General features: G+C 74.3%; 14 protein-coding genes. 7 read left to right on the top strand and 7 right to left on the bottom strand.

Features of this window, described 5'->3' with window-relative positions; all coding sequences use genetic code 11:
• Nucleotides 1–24: 24 nt before the first annotated feature.
• Nucleotides 25–741 carry a hypothetical protein gene (locus tag WN71_RS31185; RefSeq protein WP_052742943.1) on the bottom strand — a complete coding sequence of 239 codons (717 nt, stop codon included), beginning with the start codon at nt 739–741 and terminating at the stop codon, nt 25–27.
• A 326-nt stretch (nt 742–1,067) separates the two neighbouring features.
• On the opposite strand from WN71_RS31185, the gene WN71_RS31180 reads away from it, so the two are divergent.
• From WN71_RS31180 to WN71_RS31165, 4 genes are all read left to right on the top strand, one after another.
• Nucleotides 1,068–2,432 carry an MFS transporter gene (locus WN71_RS31180; protein WP_240529828.1) on the top strand — a complete coding sequence of 455 codons (1,365 nt, stop codon included), beginning with the start codon at nt 1,068–1,070 and terminating at the stop codon, nt 2,430–2,432.
• Nucleotides 2,433–2,554: 122 nt separating this feature from the next.
• On the top strand, nt 2,555–3,877 hold the full coding sequence (locus WN71_RS31175) for a hydantoinase/oxoprolinase family protein (protein ID WP_046583895.1): 1,323 nt from the start codon (nt 2,555–2,557) through the stop codon (nt 3,875–3,877).
• A 249-nt stretch (nt 3,878–4,126) separates the two neighbouring features.
• On the top strand, nt 4,127–5,245 hold the full coding sequence (locus WN71_RS31170; RefSeq protein ID WP_046583896.1) for a DUF917 domain-containing protein: 1,119 nt from the start codon (nt 4,127–4,129) through the stop codon (nt 5,243–5,245).
• Complete coding sequence (locus tag WN71_RS31165) at nt 5,242–6,840, top strand: helix-turn-helix domain-containing protein (protein WP_046583897.1); 1,599 nt, start codon at nt 5,242–5,244, stop codon at nt 6,838–6,840. Before WN71_RS31170 ends, WN71_RS31165 begins: the two co-directional genes overlap by 4 nt.
• A gap of 92 nt (nt 6,841–6,932) precedes the next feature.
• Here the strand turns inward: WN71_RS31165 and WN71_RS31160 are convergent, their stop codons facing one another.
• The 4 genes from WN71_RS31160 to WN71_RS31145 form a co-directional block, all read right to left on the bottom strand.
• The gene (locus WN71_RS31160) at nt 6,933–8,642 is read right to left on the bottom strand and encodes a hydantoinase B/oxoprolinase family protein (RefSeq protein WP_046583898.1); all 1,710 of its coding nucleotides are present in this window, start codon (nt 8,640–8,642) and stop codon (nt 6,933–6,935) included.
• The gene (locus WN71_RS31155; RefSeq protein WP_046583899.1) at nt 8,639–10,684 is read right to left on the bottom strand and encodes a hydantoinase/oxoprolinase family protein; all 2,046 of its coding nucleotides are present in this window, start codon (nt 10,682–10,684) and stop codon (nt 8,639–8,641) included. The genes WN71_RS31160 and WN71_RS31155 overlap by 4 nt, the downstream gene beginning before the upstream one ends.
• Nucleotides 10,685–10,800: 116 nt before the next feature.
• A complete protein-coding gene (locus WN71_RS31150) occupies nt 10,801–11,304 on the bottom strand; it encodes a YybH family protein (protein WP_046583900.1) in 504 nt (167 codons plus the stop codon).
• Nucleotides 11,305–11,518: 214 nt separating this feature from the next.
• Nucleotides 11,519–12,187 carry a hypothetical protein gene (locus WN71_RS31145; RefSeq protein ID WP_206300188.1) on the bottom strand — a complete coding sequence of 223 codons (669 nt, stop codon included), beginning with the start codon at nt 12,185–12,187 and terminating at the stop codon, nt 11,519–11,521.
• A 173-nt stretch (nt 12,188–12,360) separates the two neighbouring features.
• Here WN71_RS31145 and WN71_RS31140 point away from each other — a divergent pair, with 173 nt between their 5' ends.
• The 3 genes from WN71_RS31140 to WN71_RS31130 all read left to right on the top strand — a co-directional run bounded on the left by WN71_RS31140 (nt 12,361) and on the right by WN71_RS31130 (nt 14,441).
• Complete coding sequence (locus WN71_RS31140) at nt 12,361–12,843, top strand: GNAT family N-acetyltransferase (RefSeq protein ID WP_046583902.1); 483 nt, start codon at nt 12,361–12,363, stop codon at nt 12,841–12,843.
• Between the two features lie 99 nt (nt 12,844–12,942).
• Complete coding sequence (locus tag WN71_RS31135) at nt 12,943–13,557, top strand: hypothetical protein (protein WP_143074891.1); 615 nt, start codon at nt 12,943–12,945, stop codon at nt 13,555–13,557.
• A gap of 131 nt (nt 13,558–13,688) precedes the next feature.
• Entirely contained in the window at nt 13,689–14,441 is a 753-nt protein-coding gene (locus tag WN71_RS31130) for a phosphotransferase family protein (RefSeq protein WP_046583904.1), read from the top strand.
• Nucleotides 14,442–14,586: 145 nt separating this feature from the next.
• Here WN71_RS31130 and WN71_RS31125 read toward each other — a convergent pair whose 3' ends face one another.
• Together WN71_RS31125 and WN71_RS31120 are read right to left on the bottom strand one after the other, a co-directional pair.
• The gene (locus WN71_RS31125; protein ID WP_046583905.1) at nt 14,587–15,036 is read right to left on the bottom strand and encodes a DUF6884 domain-containing protein; all 450 of its coding nucleotides are present in this window, start codon (nt 15,034–15,036) and stop codon (nt 14,587–14,589) included.
• The gene (locus tag WN71_RS31120; RefSeq protein WP_167382971.1) at nt 15,033–15,359 is read right to left on the bottom strand and encodes a MarR family transcriptional regulator; all 327 of its coding nucleotides are present in this window, start codon (nt 15,357–15,359) and stop codon (nt 15,033–15,035) included. The genes WN71_RS31125 and WN71_RS31120 overlap by 4 nt, the downstream gene beginning before the upstream one ends.
• Nucleotides 15,360–15,592 lie beyond the last annotated feature (233 nt).

Genomic DNA, 15,592 nt, shown 5'->3' with positions numbered 1-15,592 from the left:
GGGACGGCTCCCACTCCGCGGGGCTCAGAAGGGCGGGTCGTCGTCGCAGCCGCCCGCCCAGGAGCGGTCCGCCGGTTCCGAGGTCCGCGGGTTGGGCAGGGGGCCGGGTTCGACTCCCCAGGTCACCAGGCACCGCTGGGCGAGGTAGCGGTAGCCCCGGTAGTCGCTGGTGGCGAGGACGGTGCGGACCAGGGGCACGAGTTCGGGGATGTGTACGGCGAGTTCGGGCGCGGCGAGCGTCATGGCGGCCGCGTGCACCGCGGCCTCCCGGATCATCAGGTCCGCATCGGTGAGGTAGGGCTGCGCCGCTCGGTGGATGAGCGGGAGGAGTGCCCGTACCGCCGCGACGTCTTCGGGTTCTCCGGGGCCCTCCTCGGTGTACGTGGCGTCGTCGGCGAGATCGCCCAGCCAGGTCAGGAGGGCGGCGCGCAGGGGCCGGCGACGCTCGTCGTAAAAGTAGACGCCCGGGGTCGCCGTGCGGGGGTGGCCGAGTACGGCGATGACGAAGCGTGCGGCCGGAGCCGTGGCGCTGTAGATGGTGTTCTGGTGGGTCACCGCCTGACCGAGGTCGCACAGAGCGGCCCGCTGGACGTCCTCGTCGTCGTCCAGCAGCCCTGCCAGGATGACGGGGGTCTCCGGGGCCTGGTCGGGGCAACAGTGGTCGACGCCGCTCCAGTCCGTCGCGAGGAGGAGCGTCCGGGGGTCGCTCGCCGTGCTGCTGCCGCCGTCGTTGATCGTCACGGGCCAGAGTGTGGCCTACCGGCCATGGACGAGCCAAGAGTCGTCGGTCCCGGACGCGCCCGCCCCACACAGCATCGGCCTGGCCGGACGGACGGCACCGGCTCCACCGAACGGACACCACCGTTGTCCCGCGCGCCGGACACCTCGACGCGGGAGCCGACGTGCGGCGCTCGGCGCCAGGAGCCCGTCGCCGCCGTGTCTGTGCGGTCCGCCCAGTGCTGTCGCAGGGCCTGTGCGCGGCGCACAGGCCCTGGTGGGGCGCCTTGTCTACTGTGCCGCCACCCCGATCGGGGCTTCGTATCCTGTGCCGTCCGGGAGGACAGTCGATGAGCGCCGTACGAGATGCAGTACCCGGGACCGGGCCGGACCCGGCCCGTGTGGTGGACGGGCCCCGCCCCGTGGCCCACTGGTTCGAGGACATGCCGTTGCGCCGGGCCCACGTGCTGGCGGCCGTGGCCCTGTTCATGGCGTTCGTGATCGAGTCGTGGGAACAGCTCGCCCTCGTCTATGTGTCGGGAGACCTCGGCGACGCGTTCGGGATCGGTGAAGGCGCCATCGGATGGGCGCTGTCCGCGGTCGCGCTCGGCATGATCCCGGGCAGTCTCGTGTGGGGGCCGGTATCCGACCGGATCGGTCGGCGCTCGGTATGCCTGTGGTCCCTCGGCGTGTACGGGGCCGTCGCACTGGCCAGCGCGCTCTCGCCGACGTTCACCGTGCTGATGGTGACCCGGTTCCTGTCCGGCCTCGCCCTGGCGGGCATCTACACGGTGACCTTCCCCTACTTCCTGGAGCTGCTCCCGTCGCGGCTGCGCGGCCGGGCGGCCGTCTACCTCTCCATCGGCTGGCCCATCGGCGTGCTGCTCGCCGTGGGCGTCACCCAGGTCGTCGGCGGCCTGGGCTGGCACGTCGTCGCGTTCGCGAGTGGCCTCGCCGGCGTGTGGGTGCTGGCCATCCACGCCTGGGTGCCGGAGTCGCCGTACTGGCTGGCCGAGCGCGGACGCCACGAGGACGCCGCCGCGGTGCTGCGCCGGCTCGGCGCGGACGTACCGGACGGCACAGTCTTCGTACCGTCGCAGCAGGACGCGCACGAGCGGGCCGGACGGACCCTGGACCTGTTCCGGGGCCGGCTGCTGCGCCTCACCGTGCTGATGCTCATCGTCAACTTCGCGTTCAACTGGGGCTACTGGGGACTGCAGACCTGGCTGCCCACCCTGCTCCAGGACAAGGGCCTGAGCATGTCCGCCAGCCTGGGCTTCGTCGCGCTGAGCGCCGTCTTCATGATCCCCGGCTATGTGTCGGCCTCGCTCCTGACCGGCCGCTACGGACGTCGGAAGGTCTTCCTGCCCTACGTCGCCCTCGCCGCCGTGTCCGGTGTCGCCTTCGCCTACGCCGACTCGCTCGCGGCGATGTACGTGGCGAACTTCGCCCTGTCCTTCTTCTGTCTCGGCGCCTGGGGCGTGTGGAACACCTGGAACGGTGAGTTCTATCCGACCTCGCTGAGGGCCACCGGCTACTCGTGGGCCACCGCCGCCCAGCTCGGGGCGACCTCCCTCGCGCCGTCCGTCGTCGGCTACCTGCTGGCCCGCGCCACGGGGTACTCCTCGACGATCCTGTTCATCATGGCGTTCATGGCCATCGCCCTGCTGGCCGCGGCCCCGCTGCCGGAGACCGAGGGTAAGGACCTCGAGTAGCCGAGGGCGAAGACCTCGCGCAGGAGCGGCCGCGGCGGCCCGTCGTGCGGGGCCCGGCCGACCGGGGCCGCGGGGCAGGAGCCTCGGGTAGCGACAGCGGCGCCCGGTGGAAGGATGAGGGCGTGAGGCTGGCGATCGACGTGGGAGGCGCGCACACCGCGGCCGTACTCACCGACCGGACGGGCCGCGTCCGCGCCGAGGCGGTCAGCGACAGCGCGCCCGGCATCGGGACCTGTGTCCGGCGGGTGCTCGCCTCCCTCGGCCCTCTGCCCGCCGCACCGGACACGGTCGCCGTCGTCACCGACCTGGACCGCCGCCGCTACGCCGCGCCCCCGCTCGCGGTGGTGCGCATCGCGCCCGACGCGCATCCGGCCCTGGCGCCGCTGGCCGACTGGCCCGCCGCCGCCAGGGACCGGATCCGGGCGCTCACGGCCACCGTCGCGGGCGGCAGCGCGCTCACGGGCCGCGCGCCGGGCCCGCTCGACGAGGAGGCCCTCGCCGCGTTCGCGGCACGCGCCCACCGGGCGGGTGTGTCGGTGTTCGCCCTGTGCGCGGCCGGTGCTCCGGCCCGTCCGGGCCCTGAACTGGCCGCGGCCACCGTCGTGGCCCGCACCGCGCCGGGCGCGGCCGTCAGCCTCTCCTACGAGATCGGCTCGCCGGGGCTTCGGGAGCGCGAGAACGCCACCGCTCTCAACGCCGCGCTGGGCGCGTGGGCCGACACCCTCGTGGCGGACTGCCGCGCCGCGCTGCGCTCGGCGGGCGTCACCGCGCCGCTGTTCTTCGCCCGCGACGACGGAGGTCTGGTGGTGGCCGAGTACTTCCGCCGCCACCCGGTCCTCGGCACCTCTCCGGCAACCGCCTGCGCGGCGCGCGGCGCGGCCGCGCGGACGGGCCACGAGCGTGCGGTCGTGGTGGACGCGGGGGCCCGGGAGGTGCGCTGCCTGGTCCTGCGCGAGGGGGAGCCGGAGCGTACGGCGGGCCCGGTGCCCGGCCCGTTCGGCGTCCGGGTCGCCCTCGGATCGCCCGTCGTGGTCCGGGGTGCCCTTTCCGGCGAGACCGTCGGGACACTCACCTCCCGGCTCCTGGCGCGGGTGCCCGGCGCCCCCGTCGTGCACACGGGCGGGGGCGGCGACGTCATCGGCGCGCCACCGGCCGATCCCGCCGAGCGGACGGCGCGGCTGACCGACGCCGCCCGTCACGCGGCCACGGCCCGCTGCCAGGTCGAACTCGACGAGGTGATCTCCTCCGCCGGCCGGGCCGAACTCGACCAGTTGCTCGACGCCGCCCGTGGCCACGCCCTGTCCCGGTGCGTGGCGGCCGGCGCCGACCCCGCCACTGTGCGCGTCGACAGCCTGCTCCAGTCGCCGGTCGCCTACCTGCCCGCCGGCGTCCACCGGGTGACGGTGCGGGCCGCCGGGCAGCCGTTGGGCGGAGCCGACCGATGAGCGGCACACCGACCTACGGACCTGCCGATGAGCGGCACGCCGACCTACGGACCTGCCGATGTCCGACACGCCGGCCTACGGACCCGGCCGACGAGCGGCATGCCGACCCACGGAGCCGACCGATGAGCGGCACGCCGACCCACGGAGTCGGCCGATGAGCGGCACGCCGACCGACGGCCCCGTCGATGTCCGGCACCCCGGCCCACGGAGCCGGCAGACGTCCGGCACGCAAACCCACGGAGCCGGCCGATGACCGGCACACCGACCGACGGCCCCGGGCGACCCGGCTCGCTGACCCCCGACCACCTCCGGCGGCTCGCGGCCGGTGCCCGCGTGCTGTCCGCCGGCACGGAGGAGTCCGCCTTCCGCGTGACCCTGGACTGGGCGGCCGCCGAGCTCGACGCGCACGGCCCCGTCCCCCTGCTGCCCGCGCACGAACTGCCCGGCGCGGGACTGTGCGTCGCGGTCACCCTCGCCGGGGCCACGGCCGCGCTGGCCGAGCAGCTGCCCACGGGGGAGGAGCCCGTGCGGGCGGTCCGTGCCGTCGAACGGCTGCGCGGCAGAGCCGCCGAGGCGATCGTCCCCCTGAACACGGCCGTGGAGAACACCTTGATCGCGATCGCCACCGCCGCCCGCTGCGGACTGCCGCTCGTCGACGGCGACGGCTGCGGACGCGTACTGCCCCTGCTGGAGCAGACGCTGTTCGCGCTCGCGGGCCACAGTCCGGCGCCCCTCGCGCTGGCGACGCCCGGTGGTGACGTCGTCACGGTGGAATCCGCGCACGGCCGCGTCGAGGACCTCGTACGCCCCCTCCTCCTCGCCTGCGGCGGCTGGGGCGTGGTCGCCGCCTACGCCTGGCCGGGGGCCGACCTGGCCCGCGGCCTGGTCGCCGGTACGGTCGGCCGGGCGGTGGCCGCCGGTGCCGACGAGGGCGAGCCGGCGTTCGCGGTGTACCGGCCGCGCCGGCTGTGCCGGGGACGGATCGTGGCCGTCGAGCAGTCCGCCGGTGCCTACGGGCACCTCGATCCCGCAGCGGCGTCCGGCGACGACGCGGGCCTGCCGTCGCGTCCCACCAGCGTCCTCGTCGACGAGGACGAGGGTCTGCGCCGCCGGATCCGGCTGGAGGCGCACAACGAGATCCTCCTCGCCCTCGCCGACGGCGCGCTGCTGGCCTCGGTGCCCGACCAGATCCTCATCCTGTCCGCCGCCGACCGGCGCGTGCTGGACGTGGAACGCGCCGTGCCCGGCATGGTGGTCGAGATCGCGGTCGTCGAGGCGGACGTCCGCTGGCACACCGCGCGGGGACGTGCCCTCGCCCGCGCGGGTCACGGCGCTCCCGCCGCCCGGGACGAGGGGAGATCCCTGTGAGCGCGTCCGGCGGCAGCCTTCCCCTGACCCTCGTGGAACTCCTGCACCACGGCCCGCTCACCGACGTCACGGTGCACGGTCCGGCGGGCCGCGACACGCAGATCACGGCGGTACGGATCGTCGACCGGCTCGACGCGCTGAACGCGCTGCGGCCGGGCGACGCCGTCGTGCTGACCGCCTCCGCCGCGTCGGCGGCGTGGACCGTGGAGATGGCGCTGCGCGCGGCCTGGGAGCACGCGGCGGCCTGTGTGGTCGTCGCCGGCGACGGCGGGCGCACGGGGTCCGTCGGCGAGCTCGCCGAACGCCTCGGGATCGCGCTGCTGGTGGTGGAGGGCGACGCGCTGGACGTGGCGGTGCGGATCGCGTCGGCGGTGGCCCGGCCCGAGGCGGGCCGCACCGCGCTCGTCGCCGAGGCCGCACGCGCCGTGGCCGCCGCCGGGGTGCGGCCCTCCGCCGTCCTTTCGGCGCTGCACGGCGCGCTGCCCGCGACGTCGGTCGCGCTCACCACCCCGTCGGGGGAGGTCGCGGCAGGGCGTGCGGCCGCGCTGGAGGAGAAGCCCGGCACCCTGCGGGTCACGGTGGCGGTGCCGGCGCCGAACGGGGAGGACCTCGCACGACTCACCGCGCGATTCCGGCCGCGCGCGGCCGGCTGGGACGACACGGTGCGTGAGGTGCTCGGCCTGGCCGTCGCCCCGCTCACCGCGTGGGCGGCGACCGAACGGCTGGCGGCGGAGCGGGACGGACACGAAGCGGCGCAGCTGTTGCTCGATGTGCTCGACCTGCTCGGCACCGTGGGTTCCGGCGCCCCGCCTTCCGGCGCCCCGGGTCCCGGCGCTCCGCAAGCGGAGCGGGACCGGGCCGGCGCCTTCGCTCGGGCGACGGCCCTGGGCTGGCCCCTGCGCGGTCCGTTCGTCGTCTATGCGGTACGGCCGGACGGACCCCCTCAGCCGCACACCGGACCGCTGCTCACCGCGCGGTGGGCACGCGGCGGCCCGGACTCCGGCCCGCTCGTCGCCCATGCGGGCGTCTGGGTTTCCTGGCGCGGCACCGGGCCGGACGAGGCCCACGGACGGGATCCGGTCGCGGATGCCGAGCGTCACCTGCGCGGCGTGCTCGCGGTGCCCGGGCGGCTGCCACGGCTCACGGCCGCGGTGGCGGGCCCGGCGCCGACCCTGGAGGACCTGGGCGCGGCGCTCGACGACGCCGTGGCCGCGCTGGCACTCGCGCGGACGGGCGAGGTGGTGCGGGCCGACCGCACCGGACCGGCCCATCTGCTGGCCGCGCTGCCCCGCGAGGCGCTTCAGGGGCCCGCCCGCACCCTTCTCGAACCGGTGCTGGCGGCGGACCGCGACGGCACGCTGCTGCGGACGCTCGCGGTGCTGCTGGACGTGGGCGGCGCTCCGTCGGCCGCGGCGCTGCGCCTGGGCGTGCACCGCAACACGGTGACCGCCCGCCTGGAGCGCCTGCGAGGGCTGGGCCGCGACCCCGACGACCCCGCACTGCGGCTCCCGATGCACCTGGCGTGCCGGGTACTGCTCGACGACCCGGATGCCCCTCCGGACGCCACCGCGGGCGGCGGTACGGACTCCGGGTGACGGGAGGGCAGGGGGCCCGGCCTTGCCCCCGCGGGCGCTCCGGGCGGGCGGATCGAGGTGCCACCGTCCGGGGGACCGGCGGGCCGACCGCCTCAGCCGGTCCGCTCGCCCGACCAGGACGGATAGTCGGCGGCGGCTCGCGCCGCGGTGAGCAGGCCCTGGCGCACGTCCTCGGTGACCTGGACCGCCGTCCGTTCGCCGGCCGGCCCGAAGCCGCCGCCCCCGCCGCTCTCGCACCGCAACACGTCGCCCTCCGACACCGCCAGCGCGTTGGCCTTCAGCAGCTCACGGGCGCCCGCGCCGCCGGGGTTGAGCGTGACCCGGGGCGGCGCTCCGGCCGCGCCGCCGAACAGGCCCCACGCCGGCGTCACCGACCGTTCCCACCACAGCGACAGGCTCTGGTCGGCGGTGAAGCGGTACTGGCGCACCACCCCGTTGCCGCCTCGGGTGCGTCCTGCGCCGGCGGAGTCCGGACGCACCGCGTACTCCTCCACCCGCACCGGGAACAGGGTCTCCAGCACCTCCACGGGCATGTCCCGCAGCGACCCGTTCACGTTGTTGATCAGGCACGACTCACCGTCCCCGGCGGCCCAGGCGCCCCAGCCGCCGACCGTGGCCTCCTGCGAGACGAACAGCTTGCCCGAGCGCGGGTCGAGCCCGGTGAACTGCACGATCATCGAGTCGCCGTACGACGCCGCCGCGGCCCGCTCCGGCAGCGCCGGGGCCAGCGCGCGCACGACGAGGTCGATGACCAGCCCGAGGTGGGAGTAGTAGTACTGACAGGCCGCGGGCTCGATCGCGGCGAGCATCGATCCGGGGCGGGTGATGACGTCGAGCGGCTTGAACGAGCCGCCGTTGAGGGGCACTTCACCGCTGACGAGCAGCTTGTACCCGACGCGGCAGGCGGCGACGGCCTGCGCCGCGCCGCAGTTGACCGGCCCGGTCGCCTGGTCCGCGCAGTCGGTGAGGTCCATCGTCATACGGTCGCCGTCGATGGTGACCCGTACGGTCACCGGCAGCGGGGTGTCGAGGTCGATGCCGTCGTTGTCGAGCATGCCGCTCGCCTCGTACACCCCGTCGGGAATGGCCGCGATCTGCTTGCGCTCCAACCGTTCGGTCTGCGCGAAGATCGCGTCCCGGGCGGCCGCCAGGGTCTCGGTGCCCCACCGTTCGACGATCTCGGTGAGCCGCTTGGCCCCGGTGAGCGCGCAGGCCACCTGGGCGCGCATGTCGCCGAGGGTCGGCTGCGGGAAGCGGACCTGACGGGCGATCAGGTCGTGCTGGAGCAGGCAAGGCAGCCCGCCTTCGTAGATCTTCAACGGGCCCATGCGCAGGCCCTCCTGATGGATCGTCGTGGAGTCCATCGACCCGCCCGGATCCTTGGAGCCCATGTCGATCCAGTGCGCGCGGGACGCGGCGAAGCCGATGAGTTCCCCCGCCACGTGGATCGGCGCGTAGACCGTCACGTCGTTGAGGTGGGTGCCGCCGATGTAGGAGTCGTTGAGCACCCACACGTCGCCCTCGCGCCACACGTCGCGGCCGTACATCCGCTCGGTGGCGCGAGTGCACTCCTCCAGGTTGCCCAGGAAGATGGGCAGGCCGGAGGACTGGCCGAGCACCTGGTGGTCCCGGTCGAGCAGGGCGACCGCGCAGTCCTTGGCCTCGTAGATGGTGGGCGTGTACGCCGAGCGGATCAGCGTGGTGTTCATGTCCTCGGCGGCCTGCAGCAGGGCGCAGCGGATGATCTCCGTGGTGACCGGGTCGATCGTCGGTCGCCCGGTCGCTTCGGTGGGCTTGCTCACGCGCTCTCTCCCAGCTTGATGACGAGGAAGCCGTTCGCGTCGACGGTGACGTGCGCGTCCGGCGGGACGACGGTGGTGGAGGTGGCCTCGACGACGATCGCCGGGCCGCTGAACTCCTCGCCCGCGGGCAGGTGTTCGCGGCGCAGGACGGGCGTGTCGTGGCGTACGCCGTCGAAGACGACCCGGCCGACCCGGCCGGCCCACGTGCCGTCGTCGCCGTCCGGCGTGTACGGGGCGGGCACGGACTCCGGCAGGGCGCCCAGCGCGGCGGTGCGCAGGGTCACGAACTCCACCGGCGCGTCGGGGGTGGCGTGCCCGTAGCGGCGTTCGTGCAGGGCGGCGAAGCGGGCGGCGGCCCGGCCGAGGAAGCCCTCGGCGGACGGTTCGGCCGCATCGTGCAGCGGCACGGTGAGGGTGTAGTCCTGGCCCTCGTAGCGCATGTCGACGGCGTGCTCCACGCGCCGGCGGACGGCGTCGACACCCTGCTCGCCGAGCGCGGCCAGCCCCTGCTCGCCGAGGGCGGCCAGGGCGGCGGCCATCGCGGTGCCGTCGAGCGCGTCACCCGGGGTGAAGAACTGGCGGGTGAGGTCGCGGCGGACCTCCGTGCCCAGCATGCCCCAGGCGGAGAAGGCGCCGGGGAACCGCGGCACCACCACCTCGCCCACCCCGAGTTCCCGGGCGATCTCGACGGCGTGCGCCGGGCCCGCCCCGCCGAACGCGAGGAGCGTGAACTCGCCTGGCTCCAGGCCGTGTTCAACGGTGAGGGTGCGGATGGCCTGCGCCATCCGGGCGTTGGCGACCTCGCAGATGCCGTTCGCCAACTCGGTGACGCTCAGGCCGAGTTCCTGGGCGAGGGGCTCCAGCGCCCGGTGGGCCGCGCGGACGTCGAGCGTCATGTGGCCGCCCGCGAACCACTCGGGATCGATCCGGCCGAGGACCACGTTGGCGTCGGTCACGGTGGGGCGTACGCCGCCGCGGCCGTAGCAGGCGGGACCGGGAACCGCGCCCGCGGACTCGGGGCCGACCCGCAGCCCGCCGCCCTCGGCGTAGGCGAGCGAGCCGCCGCCCGCACCGATCGTGTGCAGGTTGACCAGCGGCATCAGCACCGGAAAGCCGTCCGCCGTCCCCTCGTTGGAGATGTCGGGCCGCCCGCCGATGACCAAGGAGACGTCGAAGGAGGTGCCGCCCATGTCGACGCAGATCGCGTTCGGACGGCCCAGCAGAGCGGCGGCCGCCACTCCGCCCATCGTGCCGCCGACCGGCCCGGACAGCAGCGTCTGCAGCGGACGGCTGCGCGCGTGACCGGCGTTGACGATCCCGCCGGAGGACTGCATGACCTGCACCGGCACACCGAGTCCACGCTCGGCGAACCGGTCGGTGACGTGCCCGAGGTACTTCCGCACGACCGGACCGGTGTAGGCGTCGAGCACGGCCGAGGACGTCCGCTCGTACTCCCTCCATTCGCCCGCCACTTGGTGGGAGAGCACGACCATCACGTCGTCGCCGAGCTCCTCGGCGAGGATCTGCCCGGCGCGCAGCTCGTGCGCGGGGTCGACGTAGCTGAACAGGAAGGAGACCGCGACCGCGGTGAAGCCCTCCGCGCGTACCCGCCGCGCGGCGGCGCGGACGGCGTCCTCGTCGAGCGGGCGCAGCTCCTCGCCACGCCAGTCGAGCCGCCCGCCCGCCTCCGCCGTCGCGTACCGCTCGACCAGCGGGACCGGCTTGCGGTAGTGCAGGTCGAACATGCGGTCCCGGTTGCCGCGGGCGATGTGGTAGACGTCCCGCATGCCCTCGGACATCAGGAGCAGGACGCGGGCACCCTTGCGCTCCAGCAGGGCGTTGAGCCCCTGGGTCGTGCCGTGCACGAAGAAGGAGATCGCGGCGGGGTCGTCCACCACGCGTCCCAGCGCCGCGAAGACGCCCTCCGCCAGGTCACCTGGTGTGGTCGGCGCCTTCGCCGCCACGCAGGTGCCGTTCGTCTCGTCGTAGGCGACGACGTCGGTGAAGGTCCCACCGATGTCCATGGCCACCCTGTAAGTCATGCCCTCTCCCAGCTGTTTCGGGGATGAGCGGACGCTAGCCAGGGTCGGCGGGCGGCCTGCGGTGCACGGCGCACGGGGTGGCCCGTCCGTCCGTGCACGGCGCACAGGCGCGTGTCTCAGGCGGTGCCCGGCTCGGGGACACCGCCGGTCTGCCGGACGTCCTCGTGCAGGTGCACGATGCGCCAGACGGCGTCCGTGCCCCGGCGCAGTACGGCGGTGTTGCGGACGATCTCCGCGCGCAGCGGGCGGCCGTCGGCGTCCGGGTCGAAGTCGACGCGGAGCAGGTAGCGCAGCAAGGCGAGGTCTCCGAAGACGTCGACGACGGGGTTGTGGGCGTGCAGCCCGCTCTCCCGCGGCCCCTCGCCGGCACCCGGCCGCTCGTCACGGATCCGGTCCAGATCCGCCTTGCCGAACAGCAACGGCTCGGCCGCCGAGTCCCACACGGTCGCCTCCGGGTCGAGATGCGCGTCGATCCGCGCCCGGTCTCCCGCTTCGTACGCTGCGTACATGCCGATGACGACCGCCCAGACGGCCGCCTCGTCCTGCGGAGTGGCACCCGGGCGGGCGAGCGGCTGCCGCGTGGAAGAGGCGTGTGCGGGCAGGGCGGATGCGTCGTGCATGGCGAACTCCGGGGGATCGTGCGGAAGTGGCGGCCCGGACGCGGCCGCCGTCGCGGCGCATCGTACGAGACCACCGCGCGCCGGGGTTCACCGGAGCGGTGCCGCATTCCGCCAGGAGCTCGATCGCCGCGGGGCCGCACCGTGGCTCCGAGCCGTGACGGCGTGGAGAGCGGCGACCGTCCGGCTCGCCCACGGGTGGACCGCTGCCTCCCGGTCAGTCCCGGGGGTCGTCGAGGAGGGGGTGGCCCAGTCCGCGGGCCCGTTCGGCGACGGCGCCGTAGTCCACGGTGGGAGAGAGGCAGGCGACGGTGCGGCGGGTGAGCGGGGAGCCCGCGAGGATCGCCGCCACCGCGTCCGGGTCCACGGAACGTTCGAAATACTGCTCGGCGAAGCGGAGGTAGGCACGGGGGCTTCGGTCCACGACGACGTCGAACAGCCAATCCGCGCCGTCCGACGCGTCAGGGGCGAACTCCACGGGACCGCACCGCCATTCGGTGTCGCCGGTCTCGCGCCAGACGCACACCGTGGCGTCGAAGAACCCGGCGCACTGGAATTCCGGTGTCTCCGGATAGCCGGCGAGCGAGGCGGGCAGGCCGTCGAGAAGACCGGGCCAGTGCGCGCGCTCCTCCTCCCGCCACGGCGTGGCCGTGCTCTCGTGGTCGAACCCGTAGAGGAACACGCCGGCCGGGTCGAACACGATGGCGTACTGGTCGCCCCCGCCGTTGTCCATGCACGCCAGATCAACCCCGTCCCGCCAGTTCGGCCGGTACGTGTGGGTGGGGGCGTAGGGGCCGAGGATGGCGTCGAGCAGAGCGATGGCCCGGCAGCGGGCGCGCAGCTCGGCGGGCTCGGGCAGCAGGGGCACCAGGTCACGAACGGTCATGGCGCACATTCAACAACCCGCCACCGACACCGCGGGAACGCGGCGATCAGCGGGCGAAGTTCGTCGTGAGTCGCCCCGTCCAGATCGAGTGCGTCTCCCGGAGAGGGCCTTTCACTCGGCTCCGCTCCGAAAACCCTTTGGCGCAATCGGTGCACCCCGGCTATAGAACTCACATGACCTGGCATCTGGCCCCCGAAGCCTTCGACACAGCGGCCGCGACCGGTCTGCGCCGCGACTACTACGACGAGGTCGCCAGCCGTTACTGGAAGCGGCCCGCGACCACGGAGGAGATCGACGAAGGCCTGGCCGGTGACGGCGTCGAGCTGCTCACGCCGCCCACGGGCCAGTTCGTCGTGGGCCGTTTCGACGGTGAGGCCGCCGCCTGCGGCGGGCTGCTGATGCTGGACTCCGGCCGCGCCGAACTCACCCGCGTCTTCCTGCGTCCCGCCTTCCGCGGCAAGAAGGGCGCCGACCTCCTGCTGGAACTGCTGGAGCGCGAGGCACGCCTGCTCGGGGCGTCCAGGCTGGTCCTCAACACCCGCCTCGACCTGGTCGAGGCCCGTTCGCTGTATGTCCGCCACGGCTACCGTGAGATCCCGGCGTACTGCGCGGGTCCGTACATCGAGATCTGCTACGGCAAGCACCTGCCGCTGTGATGCCGCTGTGATGCCGCCGAGGGACGACGGACCGGCGTACGACATCAGCGGCTTCCGCCCCGACCACCGCAGCACCAAGTGCCGCGCATGGACGCGTCCGTGACCGATCCGGAAGACCGGGAGCAGCAGGCGAAGGTCACCCGCTCGCTGCTGTACCGCCTCGACGCCCCGCTCGCCGCGCACTGCCGGCTGCGCGGCGTCCTGCCCGCGCCCGGCGCCGTACGGATCGCCGTCCGCGCCGGAGAGGACTCGTACACGAGGGACTTCCTGTACGAGATCCCCCACGACACCGTGTCCCCGGACGACATCCCCGGGCTGCTGCGCACCGTCCTGGCCGGACCCCAGCTCTACAGCAGCAGCGATGTCGGTGAGGCCATGGGGATGACGTTGCTGCGTCTACGGCCGCGGGACATCGGCCCGGCATCGGAGACCGAAGAAGGCCGCGCACTGGCGTTCCTGCGCTCCCTGACCGGCCCCGCCGACGACGAGAACCCCTTCCTGATCGGCTTCCTGCTGCACGGCGAGAGCCTCTTGCGGCTGTACGTGCGGCGCCCCGACCGGCCCGGCGTCATCGGCGTCGACGTGCGCGTCGTCGGGCCGCCCCCGACCGCGCTCGTCGCCGCGCTGCCCTCTCTCGTCGCGCAAGAGCGGCATCGCCGGCCCGCGCCGGACGACCCGCACTGCGATCTCCTGGTCGACCTGACCGACGGCTAGACGATCAACTCCAAGGGCTGCCCGCGGAGGGCGACGAGCACCTGGCGGCCGAAGCCGCCGGGAGAGAGACGGGCGGCGGGCTGCGGCAAATCCGGCGACACCGGCGATCGTCCCCGGGATACTCGTCGCCCATGGATGAGGTCGAGGTCGTCGTCGCCCACTCCGAGCGCGCGACCCTGCGCGTCGGTGACGTCTTTTTGAAGGTGGATGCCGACCAGGCGCGCCTCGACGCCGAGGTCGAGGCGATGGCCCTCGCGCCGGTCCCGACCCCGCGGATCCTGTGGTGCAAGCCGCCCGTGCTCGCGATCGCCGCGCTCCCGGGGACGACGCTCGGGCGCCTCGGCGGGCCGTCGACCGGGACCCCGACGGCGTGGGCCGCGGCGGGCGCCGCCATCCGCACGCTGCACGAAGCCCCGCTGCCGCCCCGGCCCGGCCAGGCCGGGCGCGACACCGCCGTGCTGACGGCGGCACTCGACGACGAGTGCGAGGCGCTCGTGACCAGCGGCGTCCTGCCCGCCGACCTCGTCACCCGCAACCGGCAGGTCGCCGAGGCCGCGCTCCGTCCGTGGACCCCGGCGTTCACCCACGGTGACCTGCAGATCGCGCACGTCTTCGTCGACGGCGACGAGGTCACCGGCATCATCGACTGGTCCGAGGCGGGCCAGGGCGATCCCCTCTACGACCTCGCCACCTTCACCCTCGGACACGAGGAACACCTCGACGGCGTCCTCGCCGGCTACGGCACCGACGTCGACGTCGACGTCGACGTGATCCACGCGTGGTGGTCGCTGCGCAGCCTCCTCATCGTCCGCTGGCTGAACGAGCACGGCTTCGACCCCTTCGCACCCGGCTGCGAGGTCGACGTGCTGAAAGCGCGCATGTGAGGTGGGACGGAGGGCCGGGCTGCGTCGCTGCGTTGTCGCGCAGTCGCGGTGCATCGCCCGCCCCCGTGCCTCGCGTACGCGTCCTGGTCGCCACCCGCGACTGAGCCGAGGCGGGATGGGCTTCGAAGCGGCGCAAGGCCGAACCTCACCGCCCGGACCGCCCCTCGCGGAGCGCCGCCAGGCGGGCCATCTGTGCGCCCAGGGAGCCCGCGCCGGCCAGTGGTGCGTGCGCGTGCGGCGAGACGCCGCGGATCAATGCCGTGTGCCGTCCGCCGCCGAGAGCGACGACCGGATCGAGCCGGACGATGCCGCGGTCCCGCGCCTGGCGCAGGATCCGTTCCCTGGTCGTCGCCCGAGCCGTGCCGTGCGCAGTGTCGTACGGCTCGATCATGTCGTCGAGATCGACCAGTCCGTATCGCGCGGACAGGATGAGCAGGCGTTCCGGCCGCAGCGCTTCGGCGGTCCGGCGGCAGGCGCGGTGGTACGAGCCGACGTACATGTCCGCGGCTCGCGCGGGGCGGCTCAGTTTGCGGCTGCCGCACGGGATGACGACGAGCTCCGGCCGGAAGCACCCCGGGTGGTCGTGCGGGTTCACGCCGCTTCCTTCCTGGGGCCGAGGTGCCGGCCCAGCAGGGTCCGCGCGGTCCGCTCGGCGTCGCCGAACCTGGCGCGCCCGGCCTCGGTCAGCGAGACCTCGACGGTTCTCCGGTCCGCGGTACGGCGTCGGCGTTCGATCAGCCCGGCCGCCTGAAGTCCTCTGAGGAGGTACGACATCCGGTCTCCGGACTCGCTCAGGAACTCCGTCAGGTGGGCGACGGGCAGGGGATGTGCGGGGGCTTCGGCGAGCGCGCCGAGGACCAGGTAGTCGTGGAGCGACAGCCCGTGGTGGACCCGCAGTTCGCCGTGGAGGAGGCCCAAGGTCCGCAGAATGCGCGGGGGTTCTTGCCAGGTCGTGCCCGGCGGATCGCGGTCGATCATGTTCCGTCCCGGAGTCGGAGTCTCGGCCGCACCACGCGACCACAAGGCTCACAACCCGTCCGTCCGCGGCGGTGATCGCCGGAGGGGCGGACAGAAGACCCTCGGATCCGGACCGTCCGTCGTGTGGGCCGCCGCGCCGCGCCGCGCGGGGTCGGGGTCGGGCGCGGATGTCC

It is taken from the genome of Streptomyces mangrovisoli (assembly GCF_000974985.2).
Taxonomy (GTDB): domain Bacteria; phylum Actinomycetota; class Actinomycetes; order Streptomycetales; family Streptomycetaceae; genus Streptomyces; species Streptomyces mangrovisoli.
The sequence above is the reverse complement of the archived record's forward strand: the minus strand, read 5'-3'. Positions and strand labels throughout refer to the sequence as shown.

Coding starts and splice junctions, on each gene's coding strand:
- WN71_RS31180 (WP_240529828.1), top strand. CDS start 1,068: ATGAGCGCCGTACGAGATGCAGTACCCGGGACCGGGCCGGACCCGGCC.
- WN71_RS31170 (WP_046583896.1), top strand. CDS start 4,127: ATGACCGGCACACCGACCGACGGCCCCGGGCGACCCGGCTCGCTGACC.
- WN71_RS31155 (WP_046583899.1), bottom strand. CDS start 10,684: ATGACTTACAGGGTGGCCATGGACATCGGTGGGACCTTCACCGACGTC.
- WN71_RS31150 (WP_046583900.1), bottom strand. CDS start 11,304: ATGCACGACGCATCCGCCCTGCCCGCACACGCCTCTTCCACGCGGCAG.
- WN71_RS31145 (WP_206300188.1), bottom strand. CDS start 12,187: ATGACCGTTCGTGACCTGGTGCCCCTGCTGCCCGAGCCCGCCGAGCTG.
- WN71_RS31140 (WP_046583902.1), top strand. CDS start 12,361: ATGACCTGGCATCTGGCCCCCGAAGCCTTCGACACAGCGGCCGCGACC.
- WN71_RS31130 (WP_046583904.1), top strand. CDS start 13,689: ATGGATGAGGTCGAGGTCGTCGTCGCCCACTCCGAGCGCGCGACCCTG.